Annotated in this window: 32 protein-coding genes; 20 read left to right on the top strand and 12 right to left on the bottom strand. The window is 69.8% G+C overall.

Going from position 1 to position 26,098, the window contains the following annotated elements; genetic code table 11:
- Window positions 1-47: 47 nt before the first annotated feature.
- The 4 genes from M8542_RS39825 to M8542_RS39810 are packed head-to-tail and all read right to left on the bottom strand — an operon-like array spanning window position 48 to window position 2,670.
- Window positions 48-827: an ABC transporter permease gene (locus M8542_RS39825; protein WP_257925552.1), complete on the bottom strand. Its 780-nt coding sequence runs from the start codon at window positions 825-827 to the stop codon at window positions 48-50.
- Window positions 824-1,726: an ABC transporter ATP-binding protein gene (locus M8542_RS39820; protein WP_257925551.1), complete on the bottom strand. Its 903-nt coding sequence runs from the start codon at window positions 1,724-1,726 to the stop codon at window positions 824-826. Before M8542_RS39820 ends, M8542_RS39825 begins: the two co-directional genes overlap by 4 nt.
- Before the next feature lie 60 nt (window positions 1,727-1,786).
- A complete protein-coding gene (locus tag M8542_RS39815) occupies window positions 1,787-2,002 on the bottom strand; it encodes a YrhK family protein (protein ID WP_257925550.1) in 216 nt (71 codons plus the stop codon).
- 32 nt (window positions 2,003-2,034) lie between these two features.
- Window positions 2,035-2,670 carry a DUF4232 domain-containing protein gene (locus M8542_RS39810; protein WP_257925549.1) on the bottom strand — a complete coding sequence of 212 codons (636 nt, stop codon included), beginning with the start codon at window positions 2,668-2,670 and terminating at the stop codon, window positions 2,035-2,037.
- Between the two features lie 271 nt (window positions 2,671-2,941).
- Here M8542_RS39810 and ehuB point away from each other — a divergent pair, with 271 nt between their 5' ends.
- The 9 genes from ehuB (at window position 2,942) to M8542_RS39765 (ending at window position 8,293) form a co-directional block, all read left to right on the top strand.
- The gene (ehuB, locus tag M8542_RS39805; protein WP_257925548.1) at window positions 2,942-3,847 is read left to right on the top strand and encodes an ectoine/hydroxyectoine ABC transporter substrate-binding protein EhuB; all 906 of its coding nucleotides are present in this window, start codon (window positions 2,942-2,944) and stop codon (window positions 3,845-3,847) included.
- A 12-nt stretch (window positions 3,848-3,859) separates the two neighbouring features.
- A complete protein-coding gene (gene ehuC / locus M8542_RS39800; RefSeq protein ID WP_257925547.1) occupies window positions 3,860-4,534 on the top strand; it encodes an ectoine/hydroxyectoine ABC transporter permease subunit EhuC in 675 nt (224 codons plus the stop codon).
- A gap of 1 nt (window position 4,535) precedes the next feature.
- Window positions 4,536-5,192, top strand: coding sequence for an ectoine/hydroxyectoine ABC transporter permease subunit EhuD (gene ehuD, locus M8542_RS39795; RefSeq protein ID WP_257925546.1), 657 nt, complete (start codon window positions 4,536-4,538; stop codon window positions 5,190-5,192).
- 1 nt (window position 5,193) lies between these two features.
- The gene (gene ehuA / locus M8542_RS39790; RefSeq protein WP_257925644.1) at window positions 5,194-5,958 is read left to right on the top strand and encodes an ectoine/hydroxyectoine ABC transporter ATP-binding protein EhuA; all 765 of its coding nucleotides are present in this window, start codon (window positions 5,194-5,196) and stop codon (window positions 5,956-5,958) included.
- A gap of 87 nt (window positions 5,959-6,045) precedes the next feature.
- On the top strand, window positions 6,046-6,465 hold the full coding sequence (locus tag M8542_RS39785) for an SPW repeat domain-containing protein (RefSeq protein ID WP_257925545.1): 420 nt from the start codon (window positions 6,046-6,048) through the stop codon (window positions 6,463-6,465).
- On the top strand, window positions 6,462-7,325 hold the full coding sequence (locus M8542_RS39780; RefSeq protein ID WP_257925544.1) for a universal stress protein: 864 nt from the start codon (window positions 6,462-6,464) through the stop codon (window positions 7,323-7,325). The genes M8542_RS39785 and M8542_RS39780 overlap by 4 nt, the downstream gene beginning before the upstream one ends.
- Window positions 7,326-7,327: 2 nt before the next feature.
- Window positions 7,328-7,732 (top strand): hypothetical protein, encoded by a 405-nt coding sequence (locus M8542_RS39775; RefSeq protein WP_257925543.1) that lies wholly within the window; start codon window positions 7,328-7,330, stop codon window positions 7,730-7,732.
- Complete coding sequence (locus M8542_RS39770; RefSeq protein WP_257925542.1) at window positions 7,719-8,072, top strand: hypothetical protein; 354 nt, start codon at window positions 7,719-7,721, stop codon at window positions 8,070-8,072. The genes M8542_RS39775 and M8542_RS39770 overlap by 14 nt, the downstream gene beginning before the upstream one ends.
- Window positions 8,069-8,293 carry a hypothetical protein gene (locus tag M8542_RS39765; protein WP_257925541.1) on the top strand — a complete coding sequence of 75 codons (225 nt, stop codon included), beginning with the start codon at window positions 8,069-8,071 and terminating at the stop codon, window positions 8,291-8,293. Before M8542_RS39770 ends, M8542_RS39765 begins: the two co-directional genes overlap by 4 nt.
- A 368-nt stretch (window positions 8,294-8,661) precedes the next feature.
- Here the strand turns inward: M8542_RS39765 and M8542_RS39760 are convergent, their stop codons facing one another.
- From M8542_RS39760 to M8542_RS39750, 3 genes are read right to left on the bottom strand one after another with little or no spacing between them, the layout of a single operon-like run.
- Window positions 8,662-9,567 carry a glycine betaine ABC transporter substrate-binding protein gene (locus M8542_RS39760; protein ID WP_257925540.1) on the bottom strand — a complete coding sequence of 302 codons (906 nt, stop codon included), beginning with the start codon at window positions 9,565-9,567 and terminating at the stop codon, window positions 8,662-8,664.
- Window positions 9,568-9,581: 14 nt separating this feature from the next.
- Window positions 9,582-10,430 (bottom strand): ABC transporter permease, encoded by an 849-nt coding sequence (locus M8542_RS39755; RefSeq protein ID WP_257925539.1) that lies wholly within the window; start codon window positions 10,428-10,430, stop codon window positions 9,582-9,584.
- Complete coding sequence (locus M8542_RS39750; RefSeq protein ID WP_257925538.1) at window positions 10,423-11,610, bottom strand: quaternary amine ABC transporter ATP-binding protein; 1,188 nt, start codon at window positions 11,608-11,610, stop codon at window positions 10,423-10,425. Before M8542_RS39750 ends, M8542_RS39755 begins: the two co-directional genes overlap by 8 nt.
- A gap of 183 nt (window positions 11,611-11,793) precedes the next feature.
- On the opposite strand from M8542_RS39750, the gene M8542_RS39745 reads away from it, so the two are divergent.
- The 8 genes from M8542_RS39745 to M8542_RS39710 all read left to right on the top strand — a co-directional run bounded on the left by M8542_RS39745 (window position 11,794) and on the right by M8542_RS39710 (window position 19,770).
- Window positions 11,794-12,828: an ion channel gene (locus tag M8542_RS39745; RefSeq protein WP_257925537.1), complete on the top strand. Its 1,035-nt coding sequence runs from the start codon at window positions 11,794-11,796 to the stop codon at window positions 12,826-12,828.
- A gap of 118 nt (window positions 12,829-12,946) precedes the next feature.
- A complete protein-coding gene (locus M8542_RS39740) occupies window positions 12,947-14,152 on the top strand; it encodes a cation:proton antiporter (RefSeq protein WP_257925536.1) in 1,206 nt (401 codons plus the stop codon).
- A 39-nt stretch (window positions 14,153-14,191) separates the two neighbouring features.
- The gene (locus tag M8542_RS39735; RefSeq protein ID WP_257925535.1) at window positions 14,192-14,638 is read left to right on the top strand and encodes a CBS domain-containing protein; all 447 of its coding nucleotides are present in this window, start codon (window positions 14,192-14,194) and stop codon (window positions 14,636-14,638) included.
- 13 nt (window positions 14,639-14,651) lie between these two features.
- Window positions 14,652-15,944 (top strand): ArsB/NhaD family transporter, encoded by a 1,293-nt coding sequence (locus M8542_RS39730; protein ID WP_257925534.1) that lies wholly within the window; start codon window positions 14,652-14,654, stop codon window positions 15,942-15,944.
- 274 nt (window positions 15,945-16,218) lie between these two features.
- Window positions 16,219-16,647, top strand: coding sequence for an SPW repeat domain-containing protein (locus M8542_RS39725; RefSeq protein WP_257925533.1), 429 nt, complete (start codon window positions 16,219-16,221; stop codon window positions 16,645-16,647).
- Between the two features lie 45 nt (window positions 16,648-16,692).
- Window positions 16,693-18,432, top strand: a complete 1,740-nt coding sequence (locus M8542_RS39720; RefSeq protein WP_257925532.1) for a chloride channel protein — start codon at window positions 16,693-16,695, stop codon at window positions 18,430-18,432.
- A gap of 28 nt (window positions 18,433-18,460) precedes the next feature.
- Window positions 18,461-19,201 carry a DsbA family protein gene (locus M8542_RS39715; RefSeq protein ID WP_257925531.1) on the top strand — a complete coding sequence of 247 codons (741 nt, stop codon included), beginning with the start codon at window positions 18,461-18,463 and terminating at the stop codon, window positions 19,199-19,201.
- On the top strand, window positions 19,198-19,770 hold the full coding sequence (locus M8542_RS39710) for a vitamin K epoxide reductase family protein (protein WP_257925530.1): 573 nt from the start codon (window positions 19,198-19,200) through the stop codon (window positions 19,768-19,770). The genes M8542_RS39715 and M8542_RS39710 overlap by 4 nt, the downstream gene beginning before the upstream one ends.
- On the opposite strand, the gene M8542_RS39705 is transcribed toward M8542_RS39710, so the two are convergent.
- Window positions 19,749-21,995 carry a heavy metal translocating P-type ATPase gene (locus M8542_RS39705; RefSeq protein WP_257925529.1) on the bottom strand — a complete coding sequence of 749 codons (2,247 nt, stop codon included), beginning with the start codon at window positions 21,993-21,995 and terminating at the stop codon, window positions 19,749-19,751. The two genes, M8542_RS39710 and M8542_RS39705, sit on opposite strands and share 22 nt — an antisense overlap.
- Window positions 21,996-22,085: 90 nt before the next feature.
- Between M8542_RS39705 and M8542_RS39700 the strand changes: the two genes are divergently transcribed.
- Window positions 22,086-22,994, top strand: coding sequence for a cytochrome c oxidase assembly protein (locus M8542_RS39700; RefSeq protein WP_257925528.1), 909 nt, complete (start codon window positions 22,086-22,088; stop codon window positions 22,992-22,994).
- Window positions 22,994-23,416, top strand: a complete 423-nt coding sequence (locus tag M8542_RS39695; RefSeq protein ID WP_257925527.1) for a DUF6292 family protein — start codon at window positions 22,994-22,996, stop codon at window positions 23,414-23,416. The genes M8542_RS39700 and M8542_RS39695 overlap by 1 nt, the downstream gene beginning before the upstream one ends.
- A 10-nt stretch (window positions 23,417-23,426) precedes the next feature.
- Here the strand turns inward: M8542_RS39695 and M8542_RS39690 are convergent, their stop codons facing one another.
- A complete protein-coding gene (locus M8542_RS39690) occupies window positions 23,427-23,921 on the bottom strand; it encodes a MarR family winged helix-turn-helix transcriptional regulator (protein ID WP_257925526.1) in 495 nt (164 codons plus the stop codon).
- Window positions 23,922-24,093: 172 nt separating this feature from the next.
- Between M8542_RS39690 and M8542_RS39685 the strand changes: the two genes are divergently transcribed.
- On the top strand, window positions 24,094-24,426 hold the full coding sequence (locus M8542_RS39685; protein WP_257925525.1) for a hypothetical protein: 333 nt from the start codon (window positions 24,094-24,096) through the stop codon (window positions 24,424-24,426).
- 10 nt (window positions 24,427-24,436) lie between these two features.
- On the opposite strand, the gene M8542_RS39680 is transcribed toward M8542_RS39685, so the two are convergent.
- From M8542_RS39680 to M8542_RS39670, 3 genes are all read right to left on the bottom strand, one after another.
- Window positions 24,437-25,075, bottom strand: coding sequence for a DUF4142 domain-containing protein (locus tag M8542_RS39680; protein WP_257925524.1), 639 nt, complete (start codon window positions 25,073-25,075; stop codon window positions 24,437-24,439).
- Window positions 25,076-25,137: 62 nt separating this feature from the next.
- Window positions 25,138-25,845, bottom strand: a complete 708-nt coding sequence (locus M8542_RS39675) for a winged helix-turn-helix transcriptional regulator (RefSeq protein ID WP_257925523.1) — start codon at window positions 25,843-25,845, stop codon at window positions 25,138-25,140.
- Complete coding sequence (locus M8542_RS39670) at window positions 25,842-26,057, bottom strand: hypothetical protein (RefSeq protein ID WP_257925522.1); 216 nt, start codon at window positions 26,055-26,057, stop codon at window positions 25,842-25,844. The genes M8542_RS39675 and M8542_RS39670 overlap by 4 nt, the downstream gene beginning before the upstream one ends.
- Window positions 26,058-26,098 lie beyond the last annotated feature (41 nt).

The following is a 26,098-nucleotide window of genomic DNA, read 5'->3' as shown; positions in this document are numbered from 1 at the left end:
GGTGCTGAACGAGCGCTTGCTCACCCTAGTCGACGTCGAGCCGCCCGTCATCGGTCGTGGTCGGCTCGGTTCCACCACATGATCGTGCCTGCGGTTCCGAGGATGGCGACGAGCACGACCAGGGCGTACCCGACGGGACCGGGCAGTTCACCTTCGGCGCCGGCAGTCCCGGCGAAAAGGGCCGGGACCGACCAGGGGAAGAACCGGCCGTAGCCGAGCAGGGCGACGACCTGCGCCAGGAAGGTCGCCGCGAACATGGCAGCCACTCCGGCCAGGTAGCCGCGCCTGGCGCTGGCGGCCAGGGCGAACGGCGTCACCAGCGCGATCGTCATCACCGTGGTGAGCAGCAGCTTCCCCAGGCCGCCGGCCGCAACCGGCAATGACCAGCCGGGCAAGCCGATCGCCGCTCCGATCGCCAGCCCGAGCCCGTAGGTGTAGAGCGAGAGCAGGAGGCACCAGACCGCGGTGACTCCGAACTTGGCGCCGACGATCGCGGCGCGCGGGGTCGGCAGGGCCAGCAGGTCCTTGGCCGTGTCCTGGCTGAACTCCCGGCCGAACACCCACACCACTATGAGCCCGAATAGCAGCGTGCCGCCGACCGCGACGGTCTGGGACAGCAGGGCGAAGTAGCCGGGCCAGTCCGCGGTGCCGCCGGTGAGCGCGGCTTTGGTGCCGAGCAGGCCGAGGGCTCGGGCGCGGCCGACGTCCTGGAGGATGAACATGACCAGGCCGCCGAAGCCGGCCGCGATCGTGAATGCGATCCCGGTCGTCCACGGCAGCCGTGACCGGCGGGCTTTGAGCACTTCGGCCCAGATGGCGGCGTTCACGCCGCGCCGACCAGGCGGAGGAAGCACGTTTCCAGGTCTTCTTGGTCGACGGCGAGCCGGGTGGGCGGGCAGCCCGCTTCGACGAGCAGCGTGGCGACTTCGTCCGGGTGGCGGATCGCCCGGTCGCCCGCGAGCGCGAGTCCGTGGTCGTCTTCCTCGGTGGGGTGCCCGGCCGCGCGGAGCACCGCGGCGGCTCGGTCGTGGTCGCGGACGCCGACGCGCAGCCGGGGGCGGGCCTGGGCGATCAGGTCGGCGGCGGCACCGGCCCAGACGAGCCGGCCGCGGTCGAGTACGCCGATCCGGGTCGCGAGGCGGGCGACTTCGGTCAGGATGTGGCTGGACAGCAGCACCGTGACGCCGTCGCGGTGGGCGAGGTCGTGCAGCAGCTGCCGGATCTCGACGACGCCGGCCGGGTCGAGGCCGTTCGCCGGTTCGTCGAGTACGAGCAGTTCGGGCCGGTGGACCAGCGCTTTGGCGAGGCTGAGACGCTGCTTGTTGCCGAGCGACAGCGTCCGTGCGCGGTGCCGGCGGTGGTGGTCGAGGCCCAGCCGTGAGATGACTTCGGCGACGGCCGTCTCGTCGCGCACGGCGTGCAGGCGCGCGGCCAGCCGGACGTTCTCTTCGACGGTGAGGTCGGGATAGGCGGACGGAGTTTCGACGAGGTGGCCGACCCGGGACCAGACCGAGTACGCACCGGGCCGGACCGCCGTACCCAGCACCGACACCCGGCCGCTGGTGGGGCGGACCATGCCGAGCAGCATCCGGATGGTGGTCGTCTTGCCCGCGCCGTTGAGACCGAGCAGGGCGTGGATTTCGCCGGGTGCCACGTGCAGGTCGAGCTCGTCGACCGCGACCACGTCGCGGTAGTTCTTGGTCAGGCCGATCGCGTCGATCGTCATGGGAAGCCTCCGCGTTCGATGACGACGCCGACCAGGCTTCCCGGCACTCCACCAGCGAGCTTACTCCGTTGAGAGCCGGTGTCGCTCGTGCAGGTACAGCGCCTGGCCGACGGCGCCGAGCAGCATCCCGAACGAGCCGGCGATGAACAGCCAGATCGCGAGCAGCTCGGTGCTGTGCCAGACGAACAAGACACTGCCGACGAAGAAGATCAGGTTGCCGGCCACGCCGATCACCAGGTGCACGGTCGGGAACTCGCGGACGAACGCCTTGATCATGGTGACTCAGCGAATCCTTTCGAAGTCGGCGGTCAGGCCGGGTGCACGGTCTTGACGGAGAGCTGGTTGCCGGGGAGATCGTCGTTCGCGCAGCCCGTTCCCGGCATGGGCACGAAGTTCGAGTCGGTTTCCTGCGGCAGGTAGATGCGCAGGCCGCGTACCGGTGTCGGCCGGCAGATGTCGTCCGGGTAGTTGTGCACGTTCACCAACTGGATGACCGCCGCCGCGGTCTGTCCTGGCTTCAGCCGGACCGGATCTCCCTTCGTTCCGCTGCGGTAGGCGGCTTCACCCACCTGATGACCGTCGTCACCGGCCACATAGGACACTCCGGGGAAACCCTGCACGGTGCACGGTTCCACCTTCTTGTTGGTGATCAGCAGGGGGCGGTAGAGCGATCCCGCCGCGGCGTCTCCTTTGCCGAGAGCCAACTCGACATCGCCTGCGCCGCAAAGGTTGTTTCCGCTGGGTACCGCGGACGTCGATGGTGGCGGCGAAGTTGATTTCGTCGTACTCGCGGTGACGGTGTACGTCGGTGATGCGGTCGACGATGGCGCGGATGTGCTCGGAGTGGTCGTGGCGGGCTCGCTGCTGCCGCAGCCGACCAGTCCCAGAACACCGGCTGATGTGGCGACGAGGGACAGTAGGCGTGAACTATTCGGGCGAGGCAAGGGTTCTCTCCCTAGGTCGGTCGTTCGGGGCTTACGAAGGAGGAGTACCCGGTCGGTGACGCCGGACGCGCAGCCTGACCTGACGGTCCTCTTACGATCAGGGCCGCGAATCGTAAGGTGATCGTCAGGTGGGATGGTGCGGATTTCGGTGACACTGAAAGGTTGTCCGGCAAGTGCTAGTCACGTTCGAGTAACAGCATTCGACGTTTTCTTTGTGGTGAAAGAAATTCGCGCCTAGGTTCGTGGCCACTCGGATCGTGAAGGGGTGCGAATGACGCACGGAGGATGGACTCGCCGCGACATGCTGCGGCGGACGGCGCTGACCACGGCGGTCGTGCTCGGTGGGGCCGGGGCGCTGTCGGCGTGCGAGAGCACCGGTGGTGCCGGCGATGGCAAGGATGCCTTGCAAGCGGCCAAGGACGCCAAGACGATCAGGATCGGCATCGCGAACGAAGCGCCGTACGGATTCGCCGACAGCTCGGGGAAGACGACCGGCGAAGCGCCGGAAGTGGCCCGCGCGGTGTTCAAGGCGCTGGGCATCGACGGCGTGCAGGCCAGCGTGGTTCCGTTCGACCAGCTCATCCCCGCGCTCACTGCGAAGCAGTTCGACGTCGTAGCCGCGGGGATGAACATCACCGGGAAGCGCTGCCAAGCCGCGGACTTCTCGGCGCCCGACTATTCGGCGCTCACGGCTCTGCTGGTGCCGAAGGGGAATCCGCAGGGCGTGCTGAAGCTCGAAGACGTGGCCGCGAAGAAGGTCAAGGTGGCGGTGCTCTCGGCCGCGGTCGAGAAGGGCTACCTCACCGGCGCCGGCGTGGCCGAAGACCAGATCCAGACGCTCGACACGCAGGACAACATGCTGCGCGCGGTCGCCGACGGCCGCGTCTACGCCGCCGCGCTCACCGACATCTCGCTGAAGTGGCTGGTGAAGCAGAATCCCTCCGCGGCGGTCGAGGTGACACCGGGGTTCGTGCCGATGGACGGCGGGAATCCAGTGGTGTCGGCCGGTGGATTCGTGTTCCGCAAGGAGGACGACACGCTGCGCACGGCGTTCGACGCGGAGCTGAAGAAGCTGCACGACAGCGGCGAGTGGGTGAAGATCGCGTCGCCGTTCGGGTTCGACGAGAGCAACCTGCCGAAGCCGGACGTCACCACCGAGAAGCTGTGCACCGCGTGATGCGAGATCGCCTTGCCTGACTCCTTCGGCACGATCCTGCCGTCGATCCTGCAGGGCCTGACGACGACGGTGTCCGCCGCGGCCGGCGGGATCGCCCTGACGATCGTGCTGGCGTTCGCCGCGGGGCTCGCGCTGGTCTCGCGTTCGCGGGTGGTCCGGGCGATCAGCCGGGTCTACGTCGAAGTCTTCCGGGGCACCTCCGAAGTGGTCCAGCTGTTCTGGCTCTACTTCGTGCTGCCCGCACTGGTGGGCTTCAAACTCGTCCCGCTGTTCGCCGGCATCCTCGTGCTGGGCCTGAACCACGGCGCCTACGGCGCGGAGATCGTCCGCGGCGCCGTGAACTCCATCCCCCGGGCCCAGTACGAGGGGGCGATCGCGCTGAACCTGTCGCCGGTCCAGCGGATGTGGCGCGTCCTGCTGCCGCAGGCCGTGGTCGAGATGCTGCCGCCGTTCACGAACCTGTTCATCCAGCTGCTGAAGAGCACCGCGCTGCTGTCGTTCATCTCGGCCGGCGACATCGCCGAACACGGTGAGCTGCTCCGGCCGGTCTTCGGGCAGGACATCGGGTGGATCTACGGTACCGAGCTGGTGCTGTACCTGGCGCTGGCGTTGCTGATCAAGTACGGCATGCGGGTGCTCGAGCGCGCCGGGGCGCGTCGGCTCGGGCGCCGGACCGCGGGGGTGTGAGGTGGACTGGGACTGGGACAGCGCGGCCGCGTCGGTGCCGCTGCTGCTGGACGGTTTGCTCACCACCGTCGAACTGACGCTGCTCGGTTCGGTGCTCGCCTACGCGCTGGGCATCGTGTTCGCCCTGTTGCGCCGGGCTCGCGTCCCGGTGCTGAGCCCGGTCGTGGCGGGCGTGGTCGAGTTCATCCGGAGCACGCCGCTGCTCATCCAGGTGTTCGCGCTGTACTACCTGATCGAGCCGGCCATCGGGCTGAAGCTCTCCGGGTTCGTGACCGGCGTTATCGCCCTCGGCGTGCACTACGCCTGCTACACAGCAGACGTCTACCGCGCCGGGATCGAAGCGGTACCGGCCGGCCAGTGGGAGGCGGCGGTGGCGCTGAACCTGCCCCGGCGGCGGGTGTGGACGGGCGTGGTGTTGCCGCAGGCGATCCCGCGGGTCCTGCCCGCGCTGGGGAACTACACGATCTCGATGTTCAAGGAGGTGCCGCTGTTGCTCGCCATCGGCGTGCTCGACGTGCTCAACCGGGCCAAGGAGGTCGGCGCCGAGACCTTCCGCGTCATCGAGCCCTACACCCTCGCCGGAGTGTTGTTCCTCCTGGTGAGCCTGCCCGCGTCGATCCTCGTGCGGAAGGTGGAGCGTCGTGTCGGACAGCTCTGAGATGATCCGGTTCGACCAGGTGGTCAAGCGGTTCGGCGACCACGTCGTGCTCGACGAGCTGAGCTTCCGCGTCGGCCGCGGCGAGTTCGTCTCGCTGATCGGGCCGAGCGGATCGGGCAAGACCACCATCCTGCGGCTGCTGATGACCCTGGAACGCGTGGACGGCGGCACCATCCACGTCGGCGGGCAGTGCCTGAGCCACCGGCTGAAGGACAGCGGCCTCGTTCCGGCCGACGAGCGTCATCTCCGGGCGGCGCGCAAGCGCATCGGGATGGTCTTCCAGCACTTCAACCTCTTCCCGAACATGAACGTCCGGCAGAACATCGTCGAGGCGCCGCTGCGGGTACTCGGTCTGTCCAAAGAGGAGGCCGACGCGCGCGCGGCGCAGCTGCTGCAGCTGGTGGGTCTCGCCGACAAGATGGACGCCCACCCGGCGCGGCTGTCGGGTGGCCAGCAGCAGCGGGTGGCGATCGCCCGTGCCCTCGCGATGCGCCCCCAGGTGCTGCTGCTCGACGAGGTCACCTCGGCACTCGACCCCGAGCTGGTCGCCGAAGTCCTGGCGGTGCTCAAGGAGATCGCCGCGAGCACCGACATCACGATCCTGTGCGTGACGCACGAAATGGAGTTCGCCCGGCACGTCTCCGACCGGGTGCTGATGTTCGACCACGGCCGGATTCTCGAGGACGCCCCGCCGGAGGAACTGTTCACCGCACCCACTCAGGAGCGCACGAGAACCTTCCTGAAGGCGGTGCTCGAACGCGGCTGAGGCGGATCGCAAGCTGATCGTCAGGTGCAGCGACGTCCTCCCGCGAGAGGGTGGAGCCGCACGCGCGACGAAAGGAGCCGAGGACCCATGAGGACCCGGACCCTGTCCCGGACGAGCGTGGCCGCGCACAGCCTGGCGCTGGCCACCGTGAACGCCCTGACCTTCTTGACCGGCTTGTGGCTGGCGTTTTCCCCGTTCCAGCTGGACCAACAGCTGAGCGGCGGTGGCTTCAACGGCTACTGGAACGACGTGCTCGTCGGCACGGTCGTGGTGCTGTGCGGAGCCGCGCAGCTCGTGGCGCCGGCGACCGCGCACGTCTGGCGGCCGGTGCTCCCGCTCGCCGGGGCCTGGCTGATCGTGGCACCGACCGCCCTCGGCTACAACGACGGGACGCCGGCTCCGGCGACGACCACGAGCGATGTCGCGTCCGGCGCCGTGGTCCTCACGCTGTGGGCGATCGGCGTGGCCGTCCTGAGCCGGGCACTGCACGATCGGAGCAAGCGGTGACCACGACGGAGCCGGCGGTCGTCGTTTCCGGGTACGACGGCACGCGAGAGTCGTTGCGCGCCGTGTTCTGGGCGGCGGCGGAGGCCGACCGTCGGCGCGGCGCACTCGTCCTCGCTCGCGCTGTGGAGGGGAGCTGGCCGGGCACCCAGTACCCCGAGATGGCACTCGCGCCGCCGAGCCCGGGAGCCGATCGGCTGCGCGAAGAGGCTGAGGCGCAGACACGGGAAACCGTACGGGAGATCGGTCACTCGCACCCCGACCTCGAGGTTCGGACGGTCCTGCTCGAAGACGTGCCCGGGCCGGCGCTCGCTCGCGTGGCTGCCCGGGCCGGAGCGGTGATGGTGGTGGTGGGGCCGCCGGGGACGAGGTCGCCGGCCCGGGCGGTCTTCGGGTCGACCACCGCGGCGCTCGCGAGGTCGTCCGGGCGGCCGCTCGTCGTCGTCCGAGGTGACGATCCGGCCGAAGGGACTGCGCATCTCCCGGTTCTCGTCGGTCTCGACCCGGTGGCCGACAATTCCGCCACCCTGGCGTTCGCGTTGGACTTCGCGCAACGGCACGCGGCCCCGGTGCGCCTCGTCCACGCCATGACGGGCCGGTCACGCAGGCTTTCCGGTCCGTCGGCGATGATGGTGGCCGAGCTGGCGGAGTGGCTTTCGGTTTACCCCGAGGTCCCGTTCGAACACGAGCTGGTCCGGGACTTCCCGGAGCGGGCGTTGCTCGCCCGCGCGACCCGCGCCGCGCTGCTCGTCGTGGGCGACAACCGCCGGAATCCGCTCAGGCGTGTGTTGTGCAGTTCGGTGAGCCGGACTGTCCTGCGCTACGCACCGTGCCCGGTGAGCGTCGTCGGAACCGGGGCGTAGCCGTGTTCGACTACGTGGAGGGCATCGTCATCGCGGCTCCCGTGCCGACGGTCCGCGAGACACTGCGGAGTATCGAAGGGGAGTGGCTCGGCGAGCCGCCGCCCGAGACTTCCTGCCTGCGCCCGGCGCCGGTCCTGAACCGCAGTTCGTTCGCGCGCTACCGCTGGCTCGGGCTGCCGGTGGACGTCGCCGAAAGCGTCACGTGGAGTGTCGAGCGCTACGGGTACGACAGCACGGTCGTCCGCGCACACGTCTGGGCGGAGTTCCGCGCCGGCCTGCGGGCACGGCTCATGGAACTGGCCTTCGCCCGGTTGCTGGGTGGCGTCGCCCGCGATCGCGAGCACACGCGGTTGGAGCTGCGCTACCTGAAGCGGATGAGCGAAGGGCTGCGCGGTGGGACACGCTGATGCCGAGGAGTCACGGCTGCGGGAGGTCGCCGGGCTGATGTGGCGCACCGCGGCCGTGCACCGGACCCGGGCGGCGCGGTTGGCGACGGACGCCGAGCCGGGCGGCACATTCCAAGCCCGCGTCGAACGCGGGCTGGCGAAGGTCGCGGCCGAGCACGCGATGGCGTTCCAGGAGCTGGCAGACGCCGCCGAAGCGCGGCGTTGGGCGACGAACCGGCCCAGTACCTCGCCGGAGTGGACCGCCGCGATGAACCGGTCACTCGCGGCGCTTCGCCGGGCCGAGGCGCACCACCACCAAGCGGCGGCGGCCGTTCCCGCACGCGACGAGCCGCCGGGGTGACCATCGTCTTCGCCGCCGCACTGGCGATGGTCGCCCTCGTCCTCATTCCGGCAAGCCAACGGTACTGGCGGTTGGCCGCGGTGCTCGGCTGGACGACCGTCTGGCTCGACGGGCACGCCGGCTTGAACCCCGTAGACCTGACCGGTCTCGGTGTCGCCGTGGGCAGCCTGCTGATCGTCGTCGTGCGGCAGTACCGGTCCCGATCCGGCGAAGACGGCTGAGGCGCCGGAATCGCAACGTAATCGTCAGGTGCAGCCACTCTCGGATGCGGAAGGCCGGCAGTGGCACCGGCGACCGCCGTACCGTGGTGGAGGACGGCCGGTGGTGCGCGAAGAGCTGATCGATCTGGAACAGCAAGGTTGGCAGGAGCTCGTGGCTGCCGGCACGGCCTGCGTTGCGTCCAGCTCAGCGAGGGCACTGGTGTGGTCCGGTACAGCATCGCGGCGACACGCTCGGCTCTGCCGTATTCGGCGCAGGTGAGCAGCGTCTATGCGCGGCGGCCCGGAGGGTGGAAGCTCACCTTCCACCAGCGGACCCGCCGCTGAGCCGTGCGGCCGCCACCGGCGCGTGGCGGCGGCCGCACGAGTTCTCAGAGGCCGGTGAAGGCCTGGTCGACGAACGCCTTGTTCTGCTCGATCCACTTCTGGGCGGCGGCCTTCTCCTGGCCCTTGGGGGCCTGCTGGATCAGGTCCTCCAGCGAGCCGAGCTGCTCGTCGGTGAGCTTCAGCCCCTTGGCGACCTTGGCCAGGGCCGGGAAGTCGGTGCCGAAGCTCTTGCGGCCGATGGCGTGCAGCTGCTCGCCCTTGCCCATCGCGCCCTGCGGGTCCTTGAGGTCCTTGAGCTGGTAGCGCGAGTACGCCCAGTGCGGGTGCCACAGCGTCACGACGATCGGCTTCTTGTCCTTGATGGACGAGTCGAGCGCGGCGAGCATCGCCGTCGTCGAGGAGTTCTGCAGGGTGATCGTGCCGTCGAGGCCGTACTTGGGGATCGCGGTCTTCTCGACGATCCCGGTTTCGCCCGCGCTGGCCTCGATCCCGGTGATCTTGCCGCCGAAGTCCGCGGCGTGCGCCTTGAGGTCGGCGATGCTGTCGACGGCCTGGACGTAGTCGGGCACGGCGAGGTTCAGGGTCGCGTTGTCGTACCAGGTGCCGAGGTCTTCGAGCTGGCTGGAGTACTGCTTCCAGTACTGCTCGTGCGTGGCCGGGAGCCAGGCGTCGAGGAACAGGTCGACGTCGCCCTTGGCCAGGCCGGCGTAGATCGGGCCGACGTCCAGCAGCTGGGTCTTGACCTGGTAGCCCTTGTTTTCCAGCACGGCCTGGTAGAGGTTCGTCAGCGCGACGTCCTCGTCCCAGTTGATGTAGCCGATGGTGACCGACTTCGAGCCCTGGTCGTTACCGGACTGCGCTTCGCGGCCACCGCAGGCGGTGAGCGCCAGCGCCGACAGCACCGCGGTCCCGAGCGCGGCGATCCGGCGGATCTTGGGAGTGCTCCGCACGTCTCTTCCTTTCTCTATCGGTCTTTTCGTTCCGGCGGCGCGCTGCTGAGGCGGTCGAGGTAGATCGCCAGGACGACCACGCCGAGGCCGGCTTCGAAGCCGGAGCCGAGTTTCAGGCTGGTGACCGCGGCGTAGACCTCGGCGCCGAGGCCGGGCGCGCCGACCATGCCGGAGATCACGACCATCGACAGCGATAGCATGATGATCTGGTTGACCCCGGCCAGGATCGTCGGCAGCGCAAGGGGAAGCTGGATCTCGGTCAGGATCTTCCGCGGTGGCGAACCGAACGCCTCGCCGGCCTCGACCATCTCGGGGTCCACCTGGCGGATGCCCAGCTCGGTCAGCCGCACCCCCGGTGGCAGCGCGAACACCACCGTGGCGACGACGCCGGGCACCGGACCGATCGAAAAGAAGAAGATCACCGGGATCAGGTAGACGAACGCCGGGAGTGTCTGCATGAAGTCCAGCACCGGCCGCACGACCCGGCTCACGGTCGCGTTGCGCGCGGCCAGGATCCCGATCGGCACCGCTATCGCCACGGCCACAACGCCGGCGACGAGCACCTGGGCGAGCGTTTCCATGGCGGACGGGAAGCGGTCCAGGCTGTCGATGAGGGCGAAGCCGACCGCGGAGCCGACGCCGAAGCGCCAGCCGCGCTGCCACCACCCGAGCGCGGCGAACAGGATGATCAGCACTGGAGCCGGTGGCGCTTGCAGGGCATCGGAGAGCCCTTCGACGACGCCCTTGATGATGGTGTCGATCGCGTCGAAAAACGGACCGATGTTGTTCTGGAGCCAGTCGACCACGGCTTGGAACCAGTCGCCCACCGGGATCCTCGGGACCTGCCACGCGGTTTCACGCATGGGTGATCACCTCCGAGGTGGGGGCCAAGGCTGCGAGGATGGCGGCCGGGGTGACCACTCCGAGGAGGCGCCGGCGGTCGTCGACGACGGCGATCGGGTGCTGCTCGGCCGCGGCGGCGAGCAGATCGGACACCGGGGTGTCCGGACCGGCTTCGGTGAAGCCGTTGCTCACCGCGCTCGTGACGGTGTTCGCTCCGCGGGCCGCGGCGGCAACGGCATCGGCGGTGGTGACGATGCCGACGAGCCCGCCGTCGGGATCGACGGCGAACATTTCGGTGACCTCGAGCGTCCGCATGGTGTGGATCGAGGCACGCGGGCCCGACGAGGTCGCCAGTGTCCGCCCGGGCGGACGCATGACCGAGCTCGCGGTGAGCACGCGAGTGCGGTCGACGTCCCGCACGAACCGGGCGATGTGCTCGTCGGCGGGCGTGGTGAGGATCTCGTCGGCGGTGCCGAGCTGGACGATGCGGCCGTCGCGCATCATCGCGACCCGGTCGCCGAGGCGCATGGCTTCGTTGAGATCGTGGGTGATGAACACGATCGTCTTGCCGAGCGTGTCCTGCAGCTGCAGGAGCTGGTCCTGCATCTCCTTGCGGATCAACGGGTCCAGTGCGCTGAATGCCTCGTCCATCAGCAGGATGTCGGTGTCGGCGGCCAGTGCCCGCGCGAGGCCGACGCGCTGGCGCATACCACCGGAGAGCTGCTTCGGCAGCCGGTCACCCCAGCCGTCCAAGCCCACGAGCCGCAACGCCTCTTCGGCGCGCTGGGTGCGTTCGTCGCGAGCCACGCCTTGCACACGCAGTCCGTAGGCGGTGTTCTCGAGCACCGTTCGGTGCGGGAAGAGAGCGAAGTGCTGGAACACCATGCTCATCCGCTTGCTGCGCAGCTGCCGGACGTCGCTCTTGGACAGTGCGGTGAGGTCCTGGCCGTCCACGAGCACGCGTCCCGCGGTGGCCGGCAACAGGCCGTTGAGCATCCGCAGCAGCGTCGATTTCCCCGAGCCGGACAGGCCCATCACGACGAAGATCTCGCCGTCGCGGACCTCGAACGAGGCGTCTACGACGGCGGCGGTGGCACCGTCCAGCTCATCGCGTGGCGTGCCGCTCTCGAGGCGGCGGACGGCTTCTTGGGCGCGCCTGCCGAACACCTTGTACAGCTTCTCGGCTCTGACTGTCGGCAATGGACTCCCGACTTTCCTTGGGGGACCGGAACACGGGGCAACGTTGACCAGCGGCATCATTGCACATGGCAATATTTACTCAATCTCAGGTTGAAGCGATTACAGTCCGGTAAAGTCCGTTGTGTCCGGCTCGTCGATGTGTTCGGCTGGCGAGATTCACGACCGTGCCGGTGAAGGGGATGGATGACGTTCTTCCTGTCTCGGCTGCTCGCTCGCTGGGTGTTCACGCGAGGCTGGCTGTTGCCGGTGGTCGTGGTCGTGGTCGTGTTCGCGACGAGCTGGCCGCTGATGGCGCTCGCCGAACCAGCGGGCAGCGACTTGGTGAGTCCGGGCAACTACTGGTGGTACTTCGTTGTGACGGCCGCCACCGTCGGCTACGGCGACTACTCGCCTGTGACAACCGCGGGGCACTTCGTCGGCGGCTACGTCATCATCGGTGGGATCGCGACCCTCACGACGGTGTTCACCCGGCTCGCCACGGCGCTGGAGCAAGCGAAAGGACGTCGGATGCAGGGGACGGAACCGGTGCACACGACCGGTCACACGGTGCTGATCGGCTACACGGCCGGCCGGACCGAGCGGATCGTCGCCCAGCTGCTGGCCGACGACGTGACCGGGCTCGTCCTCTGCACGGGCGAGGAGGTCCCGGTGCACCCGATGCCGGGGGAACCGGTGGACTTCGTCCGGGGCGACCCGACCGCGGCCGATGTGCTGGCCCGGGCGGCCGTGCACCGCGCGGCGACCGTGCTGGTGGACATGGCCGACGACAACGAGGCGCTGGCCGTCGCGGTCACCGTCGACCACGCGAACCCCTCGGCGCACGTCGTGGTGGCGTTGCGGGACATGGAGCGTGCCGAACTGGTTCGGTACGTCGACCCGAAGATCAAGTGCGTGCAGTGGCACACCCCGCGGATGGTCACCGAAGAGCTGACTTCACCCGGGATCGCGGACGTCTACGCCGAACTGATGACCGCCGGTGGCGCGAGCACGTACTCCGTGGCGCTGCCGGAGTCGCTAGGCGCCCTGCGGACCGAGCGGTGCCGGGTCGCGCTCGGCCGGGCGTTCGGGGCCACGATCCTGGCTGCTCGCGCGGCTGATGGCCTCGTGGTCAACCCCGGCTGGGACGGCGAGGTACCTGCCGGTGCGGTGCTGTACTACGTCGGCCCGCGGCGGCTCACCGAAGCCGAGGTCACAGCGGAGTTGCGCGCGTCACGCTGAGGGATCCCGGTTTGCTCCACGCGGGTCTTTGCGGCATCTTTACGCGTGGAGTGCCGGGAAGTCTGGTCGGCCCTTCGTCCGGTGCGGGCGGAGGTGGCGACTCGAGGACGGAATTTTCATGGCGCTCGTACTGGCGTTCGGCGTCGTTCTGCTGATCAGCGTGTCGTTGTCCGGCGTTGCTGCGAGAACGGTGCTGTCGACGGCGTTGCTGTTCCTGCTCGCCGGCGCGCTGATCGGCCAAGGCGGCTTCGGCCTGGTGAAGATCGCGCCGCACGACCCGCTGGTCACCGCGCTCGCCGACATCGCGTTGTTCACCGTGCTGTTCACCGACGGCCAGCGCGCCAACGTGCGCGCGCTGCGCGAGGGCTGGCGGCTGTCGGGCCGGGCCCTCGGGCTGGGGATGCCGCTGACCATGATCGGGATCGCGGTGCCGGCGCACTTCCTGGTCGGCCTGGACTGGCCGACCGCGCTGCTGCTCGGGGCGATCCTCTCGCCGACCGACCCGGTGTTCGCCGCGGCGATCGTCGGGCGCGACGACGTCCCGCTGCGGCTGCGGCGGCTGCTCAACGTCGAGTCCGGCCTCAACGACGGGCTCGCGCTGCCGTTCGTGCTGATCTTCCTGGCCACTGCCGCGCACGCGGACTCCGACCTGGGCACGGTCGGCATCGAGCTGGTGCTGGGCCTGGTCCTCGGCATCGCCATCCCGGCCTTGGTCACGCTGGCGTGGCGGCTGAAGATCCTCACCGCCGAGCCCCGGCTGCAGGCGCTCGGTCCGCTTGCGATCGCGGTGATGCTCTACGCCGCCTGCCACCTGACGCACGCCAACCCCTACCTGGCCGCCTTCGCGGCCGGATCGACGCTGGCCACGATGGACAAGATGGCCGCCGAGCACTTCGAACCGCTCGGCGACCTGCTCTCGGAGATCACGAAGTTCGCGGCGTTGCTGGTGTTCGGCGCGCTGGTCACGCCGGAGCGGCTGGGGCACCTGAGCGTGGGCGGCTGGGTGCTCGCCGTGCTCGCGATCGTCCTGGTCCGCCCGGCCGCGATGGCGTTGTCGCTGCTGAGGACCAAGATGTCCGGCCGCGAACGGGCCGCGGCCGCCTGGTTCGGGCCGAAGGGGTTCGCCTCGGTGGTCTACGGCCTGCTGGCCCTGCAGTCGGGCATCCCGGACGCGGAACTCGTGTTCGACCTGGTCACCGTCACGATCGCACTGTCGATCGTGCTGCATTCCTCGACCGACGTCCCGGTGGCCAAGGCGCTGAGCTTCGAGCCGCCGGACAACCTGCCCACCGGCCGTCAAGAAACCGAAAGGAGCACCGGATAGTGCCGCACGAAACCGGCCCGTCCGCCGTACGCTGGGTGGATGCACGCTGTGGAGATGGCCGAGGAGTACCCGGTCGTGGACGTCGATTCCGACGCGCTCGCCGCGGCGAAGCTGCTGGCCGAGCGCCGGCTGCCGGGGATCGTCGTGACGGACTCCTCCGGGTGCCCGTGTTCGATCCTGCCGGCGTCGCAGGTGGTGCAGTTCCTGGTGCCGCGGTACGTGCAGGACGACCCGTCGCTGGCGGGGGTGCTGGACGAGTCGATGGCCGACCGGGTCGCGGACAAGCTGGGCGGCAAGACGGTCCGGTCGCTGCTGCCGGAGAAGCCGTCGGAGCTGCCGCGGGTGCAGAGCGACGACACGATCGTGGAGGTCGCGGCGATCATGGCCCGCCTGCGCTGCCCGCTGGTCGCGGTGATGGAGGACAAGCGGCTGCTCGGGGTGATCTCGGCGTCGCGGCTGCTGGAGCTGGCGCTCACGCACGGCTGACGGCGGGGGTGCGATGAGCACCGCCATCGCCATCACGGTCTTCGTCGTCGCGTACGTCTTCATCGCCACCGAGAAGATCCCCAAGATGGTGGCCGCCCTCGCCGGAGCCGGCGTGGTGCTGGCCCTCGGGGTGACCGGCGCCGAGGACGCGTTCTACTCCCACGACACCGGCATCGACTGGGACGTCATCTTCCTGCTGCTCGGGATGATGATCATCGTCGGCGTGCTGCGGCGCACCGGCGTGTTCGAGTTCCTGGCGATCTGGGCGGCCAAGCGCGCCAAGGGCTCGCCGCTGCGGATCATGGTGCTGCTGGTGCTGATCACGGCGATCGCGTCGGCGTTCCTGGACAACGTCACGACGGTGCTGCTGATCGCGCCGGTGACGCTGCTGGTCTGCGACCGGTTGGACATCAAGCCCATCCCGTTCCTGATCGCCGAGGTGCTGGCGTCGAACATCGGCGGCGCGGCGACGCTGATCGGCGACCCGCCGAACATCATCATCGGCAGCCGCGCGGGCCTGTCGTTCAACGACTTCCTGGTCAACCTGGCTCCGATCGTCGCGATCGAGCTGCTGGCGTTCACGCTGGCGTTACGCTGGTTCTTCCGCGGGTCGTTCGCCGTGGATCCGGCGCGGGTGGCCGACGTGATGCGGCTGAACGAGCGGGAGGCGATCCGCGACCGCGGGCTGCTGGTCAAGTGCGGCGTCGTGCTGCTGGCCGTCTTCGCCGGCTTTGTGGGGCACTCGGTGTTCCACATCGAGCCGTCGGTCGTGGCCCTGCTGGGCGCCGGCATCCTGGTGTTGATTTCGCGGGCCGAACCGAAGGACTACCTGGCCGGGGTGGAGTGGGAGACGCTGCTGTTCTTCGCGGGGCTGTTCGTGATGATCGGCGCGCTGGTCAAGACGGGCGTCATCGGGAACCTGGCGAAGCTGGCTGCCGACGCCACCGGCGGCAACGCGCTGTTCGCCGTGATGCTGATTCTCGTCGTGTCGACCCTGCTGTCGGGGGTGATCGACAACATTCCGTACGTGGCCACGATGAGCCCGCTCGTGCTGGCCCTCACACAAGACATTCCGGACCCGGGGCACTCCGAGGCGCTCTGGTGGTCGCTGGCTCTTGGCGCGGACTTCGGCGGCAACATGACGGCCATCGGTGCGAGTGCGAACGTGGTGATGCTGGGGATTGCGGCGCGGTCGGGGAGCCCGATTTCGTTCTGGGAGTTCACCCGCAAGGGCGCGCAGGTGACGCTGCTGACGGTGCTGATCGCCGCGCCCTACCTCTGGCTGCGCTATTTCGTGCTCGGCTGAGGATCGCAAGGCAATCGTCAGGTCTGCCGGCCGCCGGGTGCGGGACAGTGGAGTCCGGCGCCGGCAGGCCGGGGCGGCCGTCGTGAGTGAGGAACGCGTCATGGGTTTGGGGGCGCGGACTTCAGGGTGCTGAACGGCTTCGGCCTGGGCGGAAGCGGCGTCGTGACGCGGCGGCGGGACACAGCGTTGTGTCCCGCCGCCGCGCCGGTTCTTCGACGGAGGAGTAAACTGTTGTCTTGTGCAACGGTAAGCGACGAGGAACGCCGGAGGGATCATGGTCACTCGTGGTGGCGAACAGCACTTCTGGATCGGTCCGGGCACCGAAGGCGCACTGACGCCCAGTCTGCCCAGCTCACTGGCTTTCGTGGCGGCTTTGTGGCTCGGGTTCGCGCCCTATGTGCTGCACTTCAGCCAGGTGCGGCACGGGCTTGCCGACAGCATCGACGTGCTGGTGGCCCTGGTGGTCGCCGTCCTGGCGCTGGTCCGGACGGTCGTGCCCCGGGACTACCCGGCGTTCAGCGTGGTCAACGCCGCGCTCGGTCTTTGGCTGATCGTCGCGCCCTTCCTGCTGGGTTATGACCTCACCCGCGTGATCGTCACCGACCTCGTCGTGGGAGTTCTGCTGCTGGGGCTGAGCGGGCTCAGTGCCGTCTTGACCTACCGGCAGCGCGCGAAGGCGCAGGCGGGGGACCTCCGCGCGTGATCGTAACAAGTATTGCATAATGCAATAGTGTCTTCAGGTAATAGCATGTCGGTCAGGCGCGTCCCGGTCCCGGTCCGGCAGCCGATCGGGAGGTGGCTGCGGGAGAGCCGGTCCGGCCTGGTCGGCCTGGCCGTGCTCATCGGCGCCGGCGCCGGGCTCGGCGCCATCGTCTTCCGCTGGCTGATCACCACGTTCACCCACCTGTTTTCCGGGCAGGCCGACTACGCCGACGCCGGCCGCGCCGCGCACCCCTGGTTCCCCGAACTCGGGCCGTGGTTCCTGCTGCTCGCGCCGGTGATCGCCGGCCTGATCTACGGGCCGCTGGTGTACAAGTTCGCGCCCGAAGCCCGTGGCCACGGCGTGCCCGAGGTGATGTACGCGGTCGCCGAACGCGGCGGCCGGATCCCCGCGCAGGTCAGTGCGGTGAAGGCGCTGGCGTCAGCGTTGACCATCGGCTCCGGTGGCTCGGTCGGGCGGGAGGGCCCGATCGTGCAGATCGGGTCCGCGCTCGGATCCACTCTGGGCCGAATCACGCGGCTGCCGGAGTCCCGGCTGAGGGTGCTTGTCGCGTGCGGCGCGGCGGGCGGCATCGCGGCGACGTTCAACGCGCCGCTGGCCGGGCCGTTCTTCGCGATGGAACTCATCCTGCGCGACTTCGCCGCGGAGTCGTTCGGCGCGGTCGTGCTCGCCAGCGTCACCGCCAGCGTCGTCGGGCGGGCGGCGTTCGGGAACACGGCGTTCCTGGACCTGCCGCCGTTCACCTTGCGTAACCCGGTGGAGTACCTGCTGTTCGTCGTGCTCGGAGTCGTCGTCGGCGCCTGCGGCGTGCTGTTCACCCGGGTGCTGTACTGGATCGAGGACTTCTGCGACTGGGTGTGGCGCGGGCCGGAATGGCTGCGCCCGGCCGTCGGTGGGCTGTTCCTCGGTGGGCTGTTGCTGCTGTTGCCGCAGATGTACGGGGTCGGGTACCCGGTGCTGCAGAACGCGGTCGAAGGCAAGTACGTGATCGGGTTCCTGCTGCTGTTGCTGGTGGGCAAGATCGTCGCGACGAGCCTGACCATCGGCATCGGCGGCTCCGGTGGGGTGTTCGCGCCATCGCTGTTCATCGGGGCGATGGGCGGGACGGCGTTCGGGATCGTGGTCCACGCGTGGCTGCCCTCGCTGACCGCCTCGCCCGGCGTGTACGGGCTGATCGGGATGGGCGCGGCGTTCGCCGGCTCGGCACGGGCGCCGATCACGGCGGTGATCGTGCTGTTCGAGCTGACCGGCCAGTACACGATCATCCTGCCGATGCTGACGGCGATCGTCATCGCGACCGCGACGAGCCGGGCGCTGTCCCGTGACACGATCTACACGCTCAAGCTGCGCCGCCGCGGGGTCGACCTCGATCGGCACCCACAGGAACGCCGGTTGGCCGCCACCATGGTCGAAAGCGTCGCCGAGCCCCTGCCCGAACCGCTTCCGGCCGGCACGCCGCTCGAGCGGGCCGCGCACGCCTTGGCGGTGTCCGGGCACGGCATCCTGCCCGTGACCGACGAACAAGGGCGCTACCAGGGCTGTGTCACGGCGCAGGCGGTGGCCGAGGCCCTCGGTGACGACCACGACGGCACCGTGGGAGACCTGGCCGAGCTGCCGCCCCTGGTGACCTGCGAGACGTCGCTCGCCGACGCCCTGACCGCCTTGACGAACGCGCCCGGCACCGGTCTGCCCGTCCTTGACGGCGACCACCAGCTGACCGGATGGCTCACCCACCAGGCGGTGCTCTCCGCGCTCGCCCGGCAGTGACCGAACCACGGAAGGAACCCGAGGAGCGATGGCGAAGCGCAAACGAAACCCGGTGACGGCGAAGAAAGGACTGTCCGCGAACGCGTGGACCACGATCGCCGTGCTCGTGGTGGCGGTGCTGGTGATCGGCGGAGTGCTTTTGTTCCAGCACAAGGATTCACCCGCGGTGGGTGAGGGCACCGTGGCGGCGGACGTGCTGCGGCACCCGGACAGTCACACGGTGACCGAGGCGAAGAACGGGAAGGTCACCGTGGTCGAGTTCATCGACTACCAGTGCCCGGTGTGCGAGGCCTACTACCAGAACGTCACCGGCAAGCTCGCGAACGACTACTCCGGCCGGATCACGCTGGTGACCCGGAACTTCCCGCTGCCGATGCACCCGCTCGCCGTGCCCGCGGCGCGCGCGGCCGAGGCCGCCGCGCTGCAGGGGAAGTACCGCGAGATGTACGACAAGCTCTACGGCGACTACCGCACGTGGGCCCTCCAGCCGGACGGTCAGAACGTCAGCAGCGACGAGAAGCGCGCACAGGACCGCTTCGACGCGTACGCGAAGGAACTCGGCCTCGACCTCGACCGCTTCCACCGCGACCAGGCCTCACCGGCGGTCCAGCAACGGATCGACCAGGGCAAGGCCGACGGGCAGCAGGCCGGGGTCACCGGCACCCCGACCCTGTTCGTCAACGGGACCCAGTTCCGGCCGACCGGCAACACCTACCCGATGATCAGCCAGGAGCTGCGCACCCTGCTCGACAAGGACCTCGACCTGTGACCGCCGCAGTCCGCTCGCCCCGTGGCCTGGCCTGGCTCTATATCATCGGTGGAGCACTCGGCCTGGTCGCCGCGATCACCCTGACCATCGAGAAGATCGAGAAGCTCCGCAATCCGGACTACGTCCCGAGCTGCTCGCTCAACCCGGTGGTGTCCTGCGGCTCGGTGATGGACAGCCCGCAGGCTGCCGCCTTCGGATTCCCGAACCCGCTCATCGGCATCGCGGCGTTCGCCGTCGTCGTGACGGCGGGCGTGGCCCTGCTGACCGGGTACCGGCCGCCGCGCTGGGTGTGGTCGGGGCTGCAGCTCGGGGTCACGTTCGGCGTGGTGTTCGTGCACTGGCTGGTGTTCCAGAGCCTGTACCGGATCCACGCCCTGTGCCCGTACTGCATGGTCGTGTGGATCGTGACCATCGCGATCTTCTGGTACACCACGCTGCACAACCTCGACGGCACCCGGGTCGGCGCCGGCCTGCGCCGCGTCCACACCGGCCTGCTGGCGCTGTGGTACGTGGTCATCGCCGGGCTGATCGTGCAGGCGTTCTGGGACTACTGGGTGTCGGTGGTCTGAGTCCGCGCCGTGTCGAAGGAGCGCAGGCGGAGGCTGTTCGAGACGACGAACAACGACGACGCCGCCATCGCGGCGGCCGAGATCAAGGGGTTCAGCAGCCCGGCGGCCGCGACCGGGATGGCGGCGACGTTGTACCCGAACGCCCACCACAGGTTCCCGCGGATCGTGCGCAGCGTCGCCCGGGCCAGCCGGACGGCCCGGGCGAGGACGCTCAGGTCGGTGCCGACGAGCACGACGTCCGCGGCGTTCGCTGCGACGTCGGTTCCGGTGACCAGGGCGAACCCGAGATCGGCGCCGGCCAGCGCGGGCGCGTCGTTGATCCCGTCCCCGACCATGGCGACCGTCCGGCCTTCCCGGCGCAGACGCTGGATCACGGCGGCCTTCTCGTCCGGCAGGACCTCGGCGATCACCTCACCGATCTCGAGCTCGGCGGCGATCGCGCGGGCGGTCGGCTCGCGGTCCCCGGTCAGCAGGATCGTGCGCAGGCCCAGGGCGTGCAGTTCGGCCACTGCCTCGGCCGCGCCGGGCCGGAGGGTGTCGGCGATGGCCAGGACGCCGATCGCGACGCCGTCGCGGGCCACCGCGACGACCCCCGACCCTTCTCCTTCGAAGCGGGCTGCCTCGGTGCGCACGGCCGGCGGCACCGTGACGCCGGAATCGGCCAGCAGCCGCAGCGAGCCGACCACGACGTCGTGGCCCCCGACTTCGCCTCGCGCGCCCAGCCCGGCCAGCGCGTGGAAGCCGGTCACCATCGGGACGGCACCGATCGTCCGATCCGCCTCGGCGACGACGGCCGCGGCGATGAGGTGTTCGGATGCCTGCTCGACGGCGGCCGCGAGGCGCAGCACCTCGTCGGCCTCGACACCGTGCGGGTGGATACCGGTCACCGCGATCCGGCCGGTCGTCACGGTGCCCGTCTTGTCCAGCACCACGGTGTCAACCGCCCGGGCCGCCTCGATCGCCTGGTGGCCCTTCAGGAACACACCGAGCTGAGCCCCGCGGCCGGACGCGACGAGCATCGCGGTCGGCGTGGCCAGCCCGAGCGCGCACGGACAGGCGATGATCAGCACCGCCAGGCCGGAGCCGAAGGCGGGTTCGGCCGCGCCGCCGACGGCGTACCAGGCCACGAAAGTACCCGCTGCCAGGGCGAGGACGACCGGCACGAACACCGCGGAGATCCGGTCGGCGACCCGCTGCACCCGCGCCTTCTCGAACAGCGCGTTCTCGACGAGCCGGGTGAGCCGGCCCAGCCGGGTGTCCTCGCCCACCGACGTTGCGCGGACGACGATCCGCCCGCCGACCGCGACCGTGGCGCCGAGCACCGGGTCGCCCGCCGACACCTCGCGGGGAACCGATTCGCCGGTCATCGCGCTGCCGTCCACGGCGCACGAGCCGGACACGACGACTCCGTCGGTGGCGACCGTCTCCCCGGGCCGCACGACGAAGTGGTCACCCGACCGCAGGTCTCCGGCGGGGATGAGCTTTTCCCGGCCGTCGGCGCCGACGATGGTGACGTCCTTGACGCCCAGTTCTCCGAGCGCACGTAGCGCATCACCCGAGGCGTGCTTGGCCTTCGCCTCGTAGAGCCGACCGGCGAGCACGAAGATGGTCACCCCGACCGCGACGTCGAGGTAGAGCGAGCCGGACGGTCGTAGCAACAGGCCCCAGCCGCCGTCCGGGACGGCGGACGTCGCGGGCCGGGTCATCGCGTACGCGGACCAGAGGGTGGCGGCGATGATCCCGGTCGACACGAGGGTGTCCATGGAGGTCGTACGCTGTTTCAGCGCTGCCGCGGCTTTCGCGTGGAACGGCCAGGCACACCAGGTCACCACCGGCAGTCCCAGAGCCAGGACGACCAGCTGCCAGCCGGGAAAGCGCAGTGAGGGCACCAGCGCGAGGGTGAGCGAGAGGTCCACGGCCGGGACGCCGAGCAGCAACGCGATCACCAGCCGCCGCCAGATCCGGCGAACATCGGCGGCAGGCTCGTCCGTCCGCCGATCGCGGTCGAGAACTTCGGCGCGGTAGCCGGCGCGCGTCACCTCGGCCACCAGCACCTCGTCCGGGACGGCGGTGTGCACGACCGCGCGCTCGGTGGCGTAGTTGACGCTCGCGGTGACGCCCTCGAGCTTGTTCAGCTTCCGTTCGACCCGCGTCGCACAAGCCGCGCAGGTCATGCCGCCGACGACGAGCTCGGCTCGTCGCATGGCCGGGGAGGCCGTCGTCATCGTCGGATCCCCTCCGTCGAGTAGCATGGTGCAAATGTTGCTTACGGCAATTGTGCTCTCGCGGCGCGACCGCCGGGGAAGTGGGGTGCGATGCCCCCGCTGACCTGGTCGGCGCTGCTCACCGAATGGGACTTGCCGGTACCGGCGGTGATCTTGCTCGGTGCGATCGCGGCCGGCTACCTTGTCGCCGCGGTTGGGCGACCCGGGTGGCCGTGGGGCCAGACCGGCACGTTCCTGGCAGGGGTCGGGCTGGCCGTGTTCGCGATCGGCGGCGCGGTGAACGCCTACAGCGACGTCCTGTTTTCGATGCACATGGCCCAGCATCTGCTGCTGATCATGGTGGTACCGGCGTTGCTGCTGCTGGGTCGTCCGTTCGACCTCGTCCAGGGCCGGCTGCGCCGAGCCGGGCGACCGCTGGGCGTGGTCACGCACCCGGCGGTGGGCTTCGCCGGCTACACCGCGGTCGTCGTCGGAACCCACCTGACCCCGTTCCTGCAGCACGCGCTCACCTCGCCGCTCGTGCACGGCATCGAAGAGCTGCTCTACGTCGGGTCCGGGTTGCTCCTGCTGCTGCCCTTGGTCGGAGTTCGGCCAGGGCGTCCGCCGCTGTCCCATCTCGCCCGGCTGGTCGTGTTGTTCGGCGCGATGGTCGTCGACGCCGTGGTCGGCGTCGTGTTGGTGATGACCCCGGCAGAACCGTTCCCGGCTTACGCGGCCGTCATCCGCGATTGGGGTCCTGGGCTGGTGGAGGACCTGCACTGGGGCGGCGCGGCGATGTGGGTGGGCGGCGACGCGCTGATGGCGGCACTTGCGGTGTTCGTCATCAGCCGCTGGATGTCGGCCATGGACCGCGGCGACGATCTGGGAACGTGGCTGGAGTCGGCTCGCCGGTCGGCCCTCGACCTCGGCGAAGGCACCGCGGTCGACGATGACGAGGACGCACTGCGGTCCTACAACGCCATGCTGGCCAAGCTCGCCGCCCGTGAAGGGGGACGATGATGCTCGATCACGACGCAGCACGCGAGGCGTTCGGCTTGGCCGGCTACGTGCGAGCGGTCGCGGCGGCCGTGGCGGTGCCCCGGTCCGACGCGGCCTGGGAGATGGGCGACCATCCGGCCGCCTACCTCGCGTTACCCGCTCGGTGCGCCGACCACCCCGACCGGGACCTGATCCTCATCTGGTCGTCCCGGCGCGGGTGGAAGCTCTGCATGGAAAGCACCCTCCACGACCCGCCGGCGGTGGTCGCCCGGCTGGGAACGCAGGTCGTCGCGGCACCGGCCGAGGTCGAGAGCTTCGTCGGCGAGGTGCTCGCCGGACGTCGCAAGGGTGGTCGCTCGGCGCCGTCCCTGTCCGAGGAAGGACCGGGGCTCACCGAGCTCCTGTCCGGCTACGCCGTCGGGCGAGAAGCGCCGCGGCTGTAGCCGGTCGCGATCAGGTCCAGACGGCTTCAGGGGCGACGGTCGACGCGGGGGGTTCACCACCGGCCTCGGCGAAGGCGGTGAGGCTGTCGACCAGGCCGTGGCGGACCTCATCGGGCATCCGGGCGACGATCTTCGCGATCTCCTTGCGCCGCCGCGCGGTCACCTGGCGGACCACCTTCGTGCCCTCGGGGGTCAACGCCAGCACGATCTCCCGGCGCGAGACGGTGCTGTGCTGGCGATCAACCATGCCGACGGTGACCAGCCGGTCGACCATCCGGCTCGCGGTCGACGGCGTGACCTGCAGGTACTCGGCGAGGTCGGCGTGCTTCAGCGGGCCTCGGGTCTGCAGGACCACCAGCAGCCGGAACTGCGGCAGCGTGATCGCGTCACCGGCGGCGGCGATGGACCGCGCCGACACGGCGACCAGCAGGCGGGAGGCGGTCAGCACGGCGTCGGTGACAGCGTCGACGTCCGTCGCGTCGAGGGCAGGGGAGCTGCGTGGCATACCCACCAGTGTGCCCGATGGGTGGCTGGGCGCGCCGATCAACCACGCGAGTCTCCCGGCGAGCTGCCCGATTCATCCGGAAGGTCCGGGTGATCGACCTCACTGGCGCTAGTCAGCAAAGTATTGCATACTGCAACAATGAGTGGAGGAAACATATTCCGGCGGAACGCCCATGAGCCGGCGTGAGGGCGCGCCCCGGCGGATGTTCGGGCCGATCGACCCGTACTGCCTGCTCGCGGTGCTGCCGATGCTGCTCGTCGCCGGCATGGTGGCCGCATTGGTCAGCGTGCCGGTGGGACTCGTCGTCGCGGTGTTCGCCGGGCTGATCGTCGTGTTCGACTCGTGGGCCAACCGGCCCGGCCCGGTGGCGCCGGTCCGGCATCCGCGGCCGCAGCTGAGGCCCGTGGCGGCACGCCGGCCGCGACCGCCCGCGGCGAGGCCGGTCCCGTACCGGCCGCGGCCGGGGGTGCGGCAGCCGGCGCCCGGGGCGCCGTACCGCCGCTGACCCCGCGGCTTCACAAACTCGGTACCGGAAGCTGTGCGTAGTCGACGTCGCCGGTCTTCTCCAGCAGGTTGATGTGGGTCTTGATGTAGTCGCCCGCGAGGTCCGCGAACGGCCGGACCAAGGAGTTGCGCGTGTCGGCGCGAACGGTCGAGACGAGGATCAGCGCCTCGGCGTGCGCCTTGCGCAAGGTGTTGACGTAGTCCCGGTCGAACTCCTCCCCGAACTCCCCGCGCATGCGGTCGATGCCGACCTGCATGTCCGGGGCGGGCTCGGTCGGAACGGCCAAGCCCATCCGGGTGCTGATGTCGGTGTCCCGGTTCTCGAGGTCGTTGTGCTGGGTGATGATCGTCCGGGCGGCTTCCCGGACCGCGGGGTTCGCCGAGCGCTCGATGGCCCAGTTCGACGTGGTGATCTCGCGGATGCTGGTCTGCTGCACGATGGTCAGCAGCTTCCGCCCGGTGGGGCTGATCGGCCCGAACGGCGTCTGGGTGAGGTTGGCCTCCGTCAGCGTCGCCGGTGGTGCGGCCGGCTGGCCGGTCACGGCCGGGGCTTGGGGAGCGGTCACGACCTGGGCGTTCGGCGGGGCGCACGCCGCGACGGCGAGGGCGAGCGCGCCACTCAGCGCGATCCGCAGCTTCCGGGAATGCATCGTCGGCCTCCAGGTGAGTTCGGTGTCTTCCCTCGGGGACACGGCTCCCGGAAGCAGGTGGTTCAGTCAAACTGTTGTCTCATCATTCTGTTCGTCGCAGAAACGGTCATGACGGGATCGGTGAAGCGGTTGCGGCCGAGCCAGCCGATCGCGTTCCGGACCGCTTCGCGTGTGCCGTCGAACCGGATCGCGTGGTCGGCCAGCGCCTCCCGCCAGCTCCGATGGCCGAGCCAGACCCCGGCGAGCGCGGACACCGTGCAGTCGATCCGGGCCACGGTCGGCAACCGCGGATCACTGTCGGTGGAAGCAGCGCCTTCGGGGGAGAGAACCAGCCACCACCAGCGCGGCGGCGGGGTCTCGGCGAACCTCAGGTGCAGGGAGACCTTTTCGCTGGGGAGCCGGGCCGGATCGATGCTCCGGCAGATGTCCAGGAGCAGCAGGTTCGGCTTCAGGTCACCGCTGCGTGGCGGCGGCATCCAGCGGCGCCCCCAGCGGCCCAGCTGCTCGACCACCGGTGCCAGGTCCCGCCCGGCCGGGGTGAGCGCGAACCGCCCTTCGCCGGTGGACGCCAGCCGCGTCACCACCCCGGCTTCGGTGAGCAGTTTGAGCCGCCGGGCCAGCAGTGCGGACGACATCCCCGGCACGCCGCGGGCGATCTCACTGACGCGGCTGTTGCCGTGCAGCAGTTCGCGGACCACGAGCAAGGTCCATGACTGGCCGAGTACCTCGGCAGCTGTGGCCACCGGGCAGTGCTGGCGGTAGGAGGTCATGCGTGCTCGAGGGTGCGCAGGACGCGGAACCGGGCCAGCCGGTGCAGCATCTCGCCCATGGCCTCGGGCACGATCTGGCCTTCGAGGTCGGTGCGGGCCGACCGGACGATCTCGGCGATGTCGGCCGCGGGCAGCCGCGCTGCGAACTCTCCGGTCAGCCAGTTGCTGACCTCGGCGGTGATGTCGTCGGCCGGGTGGGTTTCGACGGTCATGCCCTCATTGTGTGGGCGGCGACGTGGGCTGCACCTGACGA

The sequence above is a fragment of the Amycolatopsis iheyensis genome (genome assembly GCF_024703995.1).
GTDB lineage: Bacteria > Actinomycetota > Actinomycetes > Mycobacteriales > Pseudonocardiaceae > Amycolatopsis > Amycolatopsis iheyensis.
The sequence above is the reverse complement of the archived record's forward strand: the minus strand, read 5'-3'. Positions and strand labels throughout refer to the sequence as shown.

Coding starts and splice junctions, on each gene's coding strand:
- M8542_RS39705 (WP_257925529.1), bottom strand. CDS start 21,995: ATGACGACGGCCTCCCCGGCCATGCGACGAGCCGAGCTCGTCGTCGGC.
- M8542_RS39715 (WP_257925531.1), top strand. CDS start 18,461: ATGGCGAAGCGCAAACGAAACCCGGTGACGGCGAAGAAAGGACTGTCC.
- M8542_RS39740 (WP_257925536.1), top strand. CDS start 12,947: ATGGCGCTCGTACTGGCGTTCGGCGTCGTTCTGCTGATCAGCGTGTCG.
- M8542_RS39725 (WP_257925533.1), top strand. CDS start 16,219: ATGGTCACTCGTGGTGGCGAACAGCACTTCTGGATCGGTCCGGGCACC.
- M8542_RS39670 (WP_257925522.1), bottom strand. CDS start 26,057: ATGACCGTCGAAACCCACCCGGCCGACGACATCACCGCCGAGGTCAGC.
- M8542_RS39685 (WP_257925525.1), top strand. CDS start 24,094: ATGAGCCGGCGTGAGGGCGCGCCCCGGCGGATGTTCGGGCCGATCGAC.
- M8542_RS39745 (WP_257925537.1), top strand. CDS start 11,794: ATGACGTTCTTCCTGTCTCGGCTGCTCGCTCGCTGGGTGTTCACGCGA.
- M8542_RS39735 (WP_257925535.1), top strand. CDS start 14,192: ATGCACGCTGTGGAGATGGCCGAGGAGTACCCGGTCGTGGACGTCGAT.
- M8542_RS39785 (WP_257925545.1), top strand. CDS start 6,046: ATGAGGACCCGGACCCTGTCCCGGACGAGCGTGGCCGCGCACAGCCTG.
- M8542_RS39730 (WP_257925534.1), top strand. CDS start 14,652: ATGAGCACCGCCATCGCCATCACGGTCTTCGTCGTCGCGTACGTCTTC.
- ehuB (WP_257925548.1), top strand. CDS start 2,942: ATGACGCACGGAGGATGGACTCGCCGCGACATGCTGCGGCGGACGGCG.
- M8542_RS39820 (WP_257925551.1), bottom strand. CDS start 1,726: ATGACGATCGACGCGATCGGCCTGACCAAGAACTACCGCGACGTGGTC.
- M8542_RS39755 (WP_257925539.1), bottom strand. CDS start 10,430: ATGCGTGAAACCGCGTGGCAGGTCCCGAGGATCCCGGTGGGCGACTGG.
- M8542_RS39695 (WP_257925527.1), top strand. CDS start 22,994: ATGCTCGATCACGACGCAGCACGCGAGGCGTTCGGCTTGGCCGGCTAC.
- M8542_RS39680 (WP_257925524.1), bottom strand. CDS start 25,075: ATGCATTCCCGGAAGCTGCGGATCGCGCTGAGTGGCGCGCTCGCCCTC.
- M8542_RS39815 (WP_257925550.1), bottom strand. CDS start 2,002: ATGATCAAGGCGTTCGTCCGCGAGTTCCCGACCGTGCACCTGGTGATC.
- ehuA (WP_257925644.1), top strand. CDS start 5,194: ATGATCCGGTTCGACCAGGTGGTCAAGCGGTTCGGCGACCACGTCGTG.
- M8542_RS39690 (WP_257925526.1), bottom strand. CDS start 23,921: ATGCCACGCAGCTCCCCTGCCCTCGACGCGACGGACGTCGACGCTGTC.
- M8542_RS39675 (WP_257925523.1), bottom strand. CDS start 25,845: ATGACCTCCTACCGCCAGCACTGCCCGGTGGCCACAGCTGCCGAGGTA.
- M8542_RS39720 (WP_257925532.1), top strand. CDS start 16,693: ATGTCGGTCAGGCGCGTCCCGGTCCCGGTCCGGCAGCCGATCGGGAGG.
- M8542_RS39700 (WP_257925528.1), top strand. CDS start 22,086: ATGCCCCCGCTGACCTGGTCGGCGCTGCTCACCGAATGGGACTTGCCG.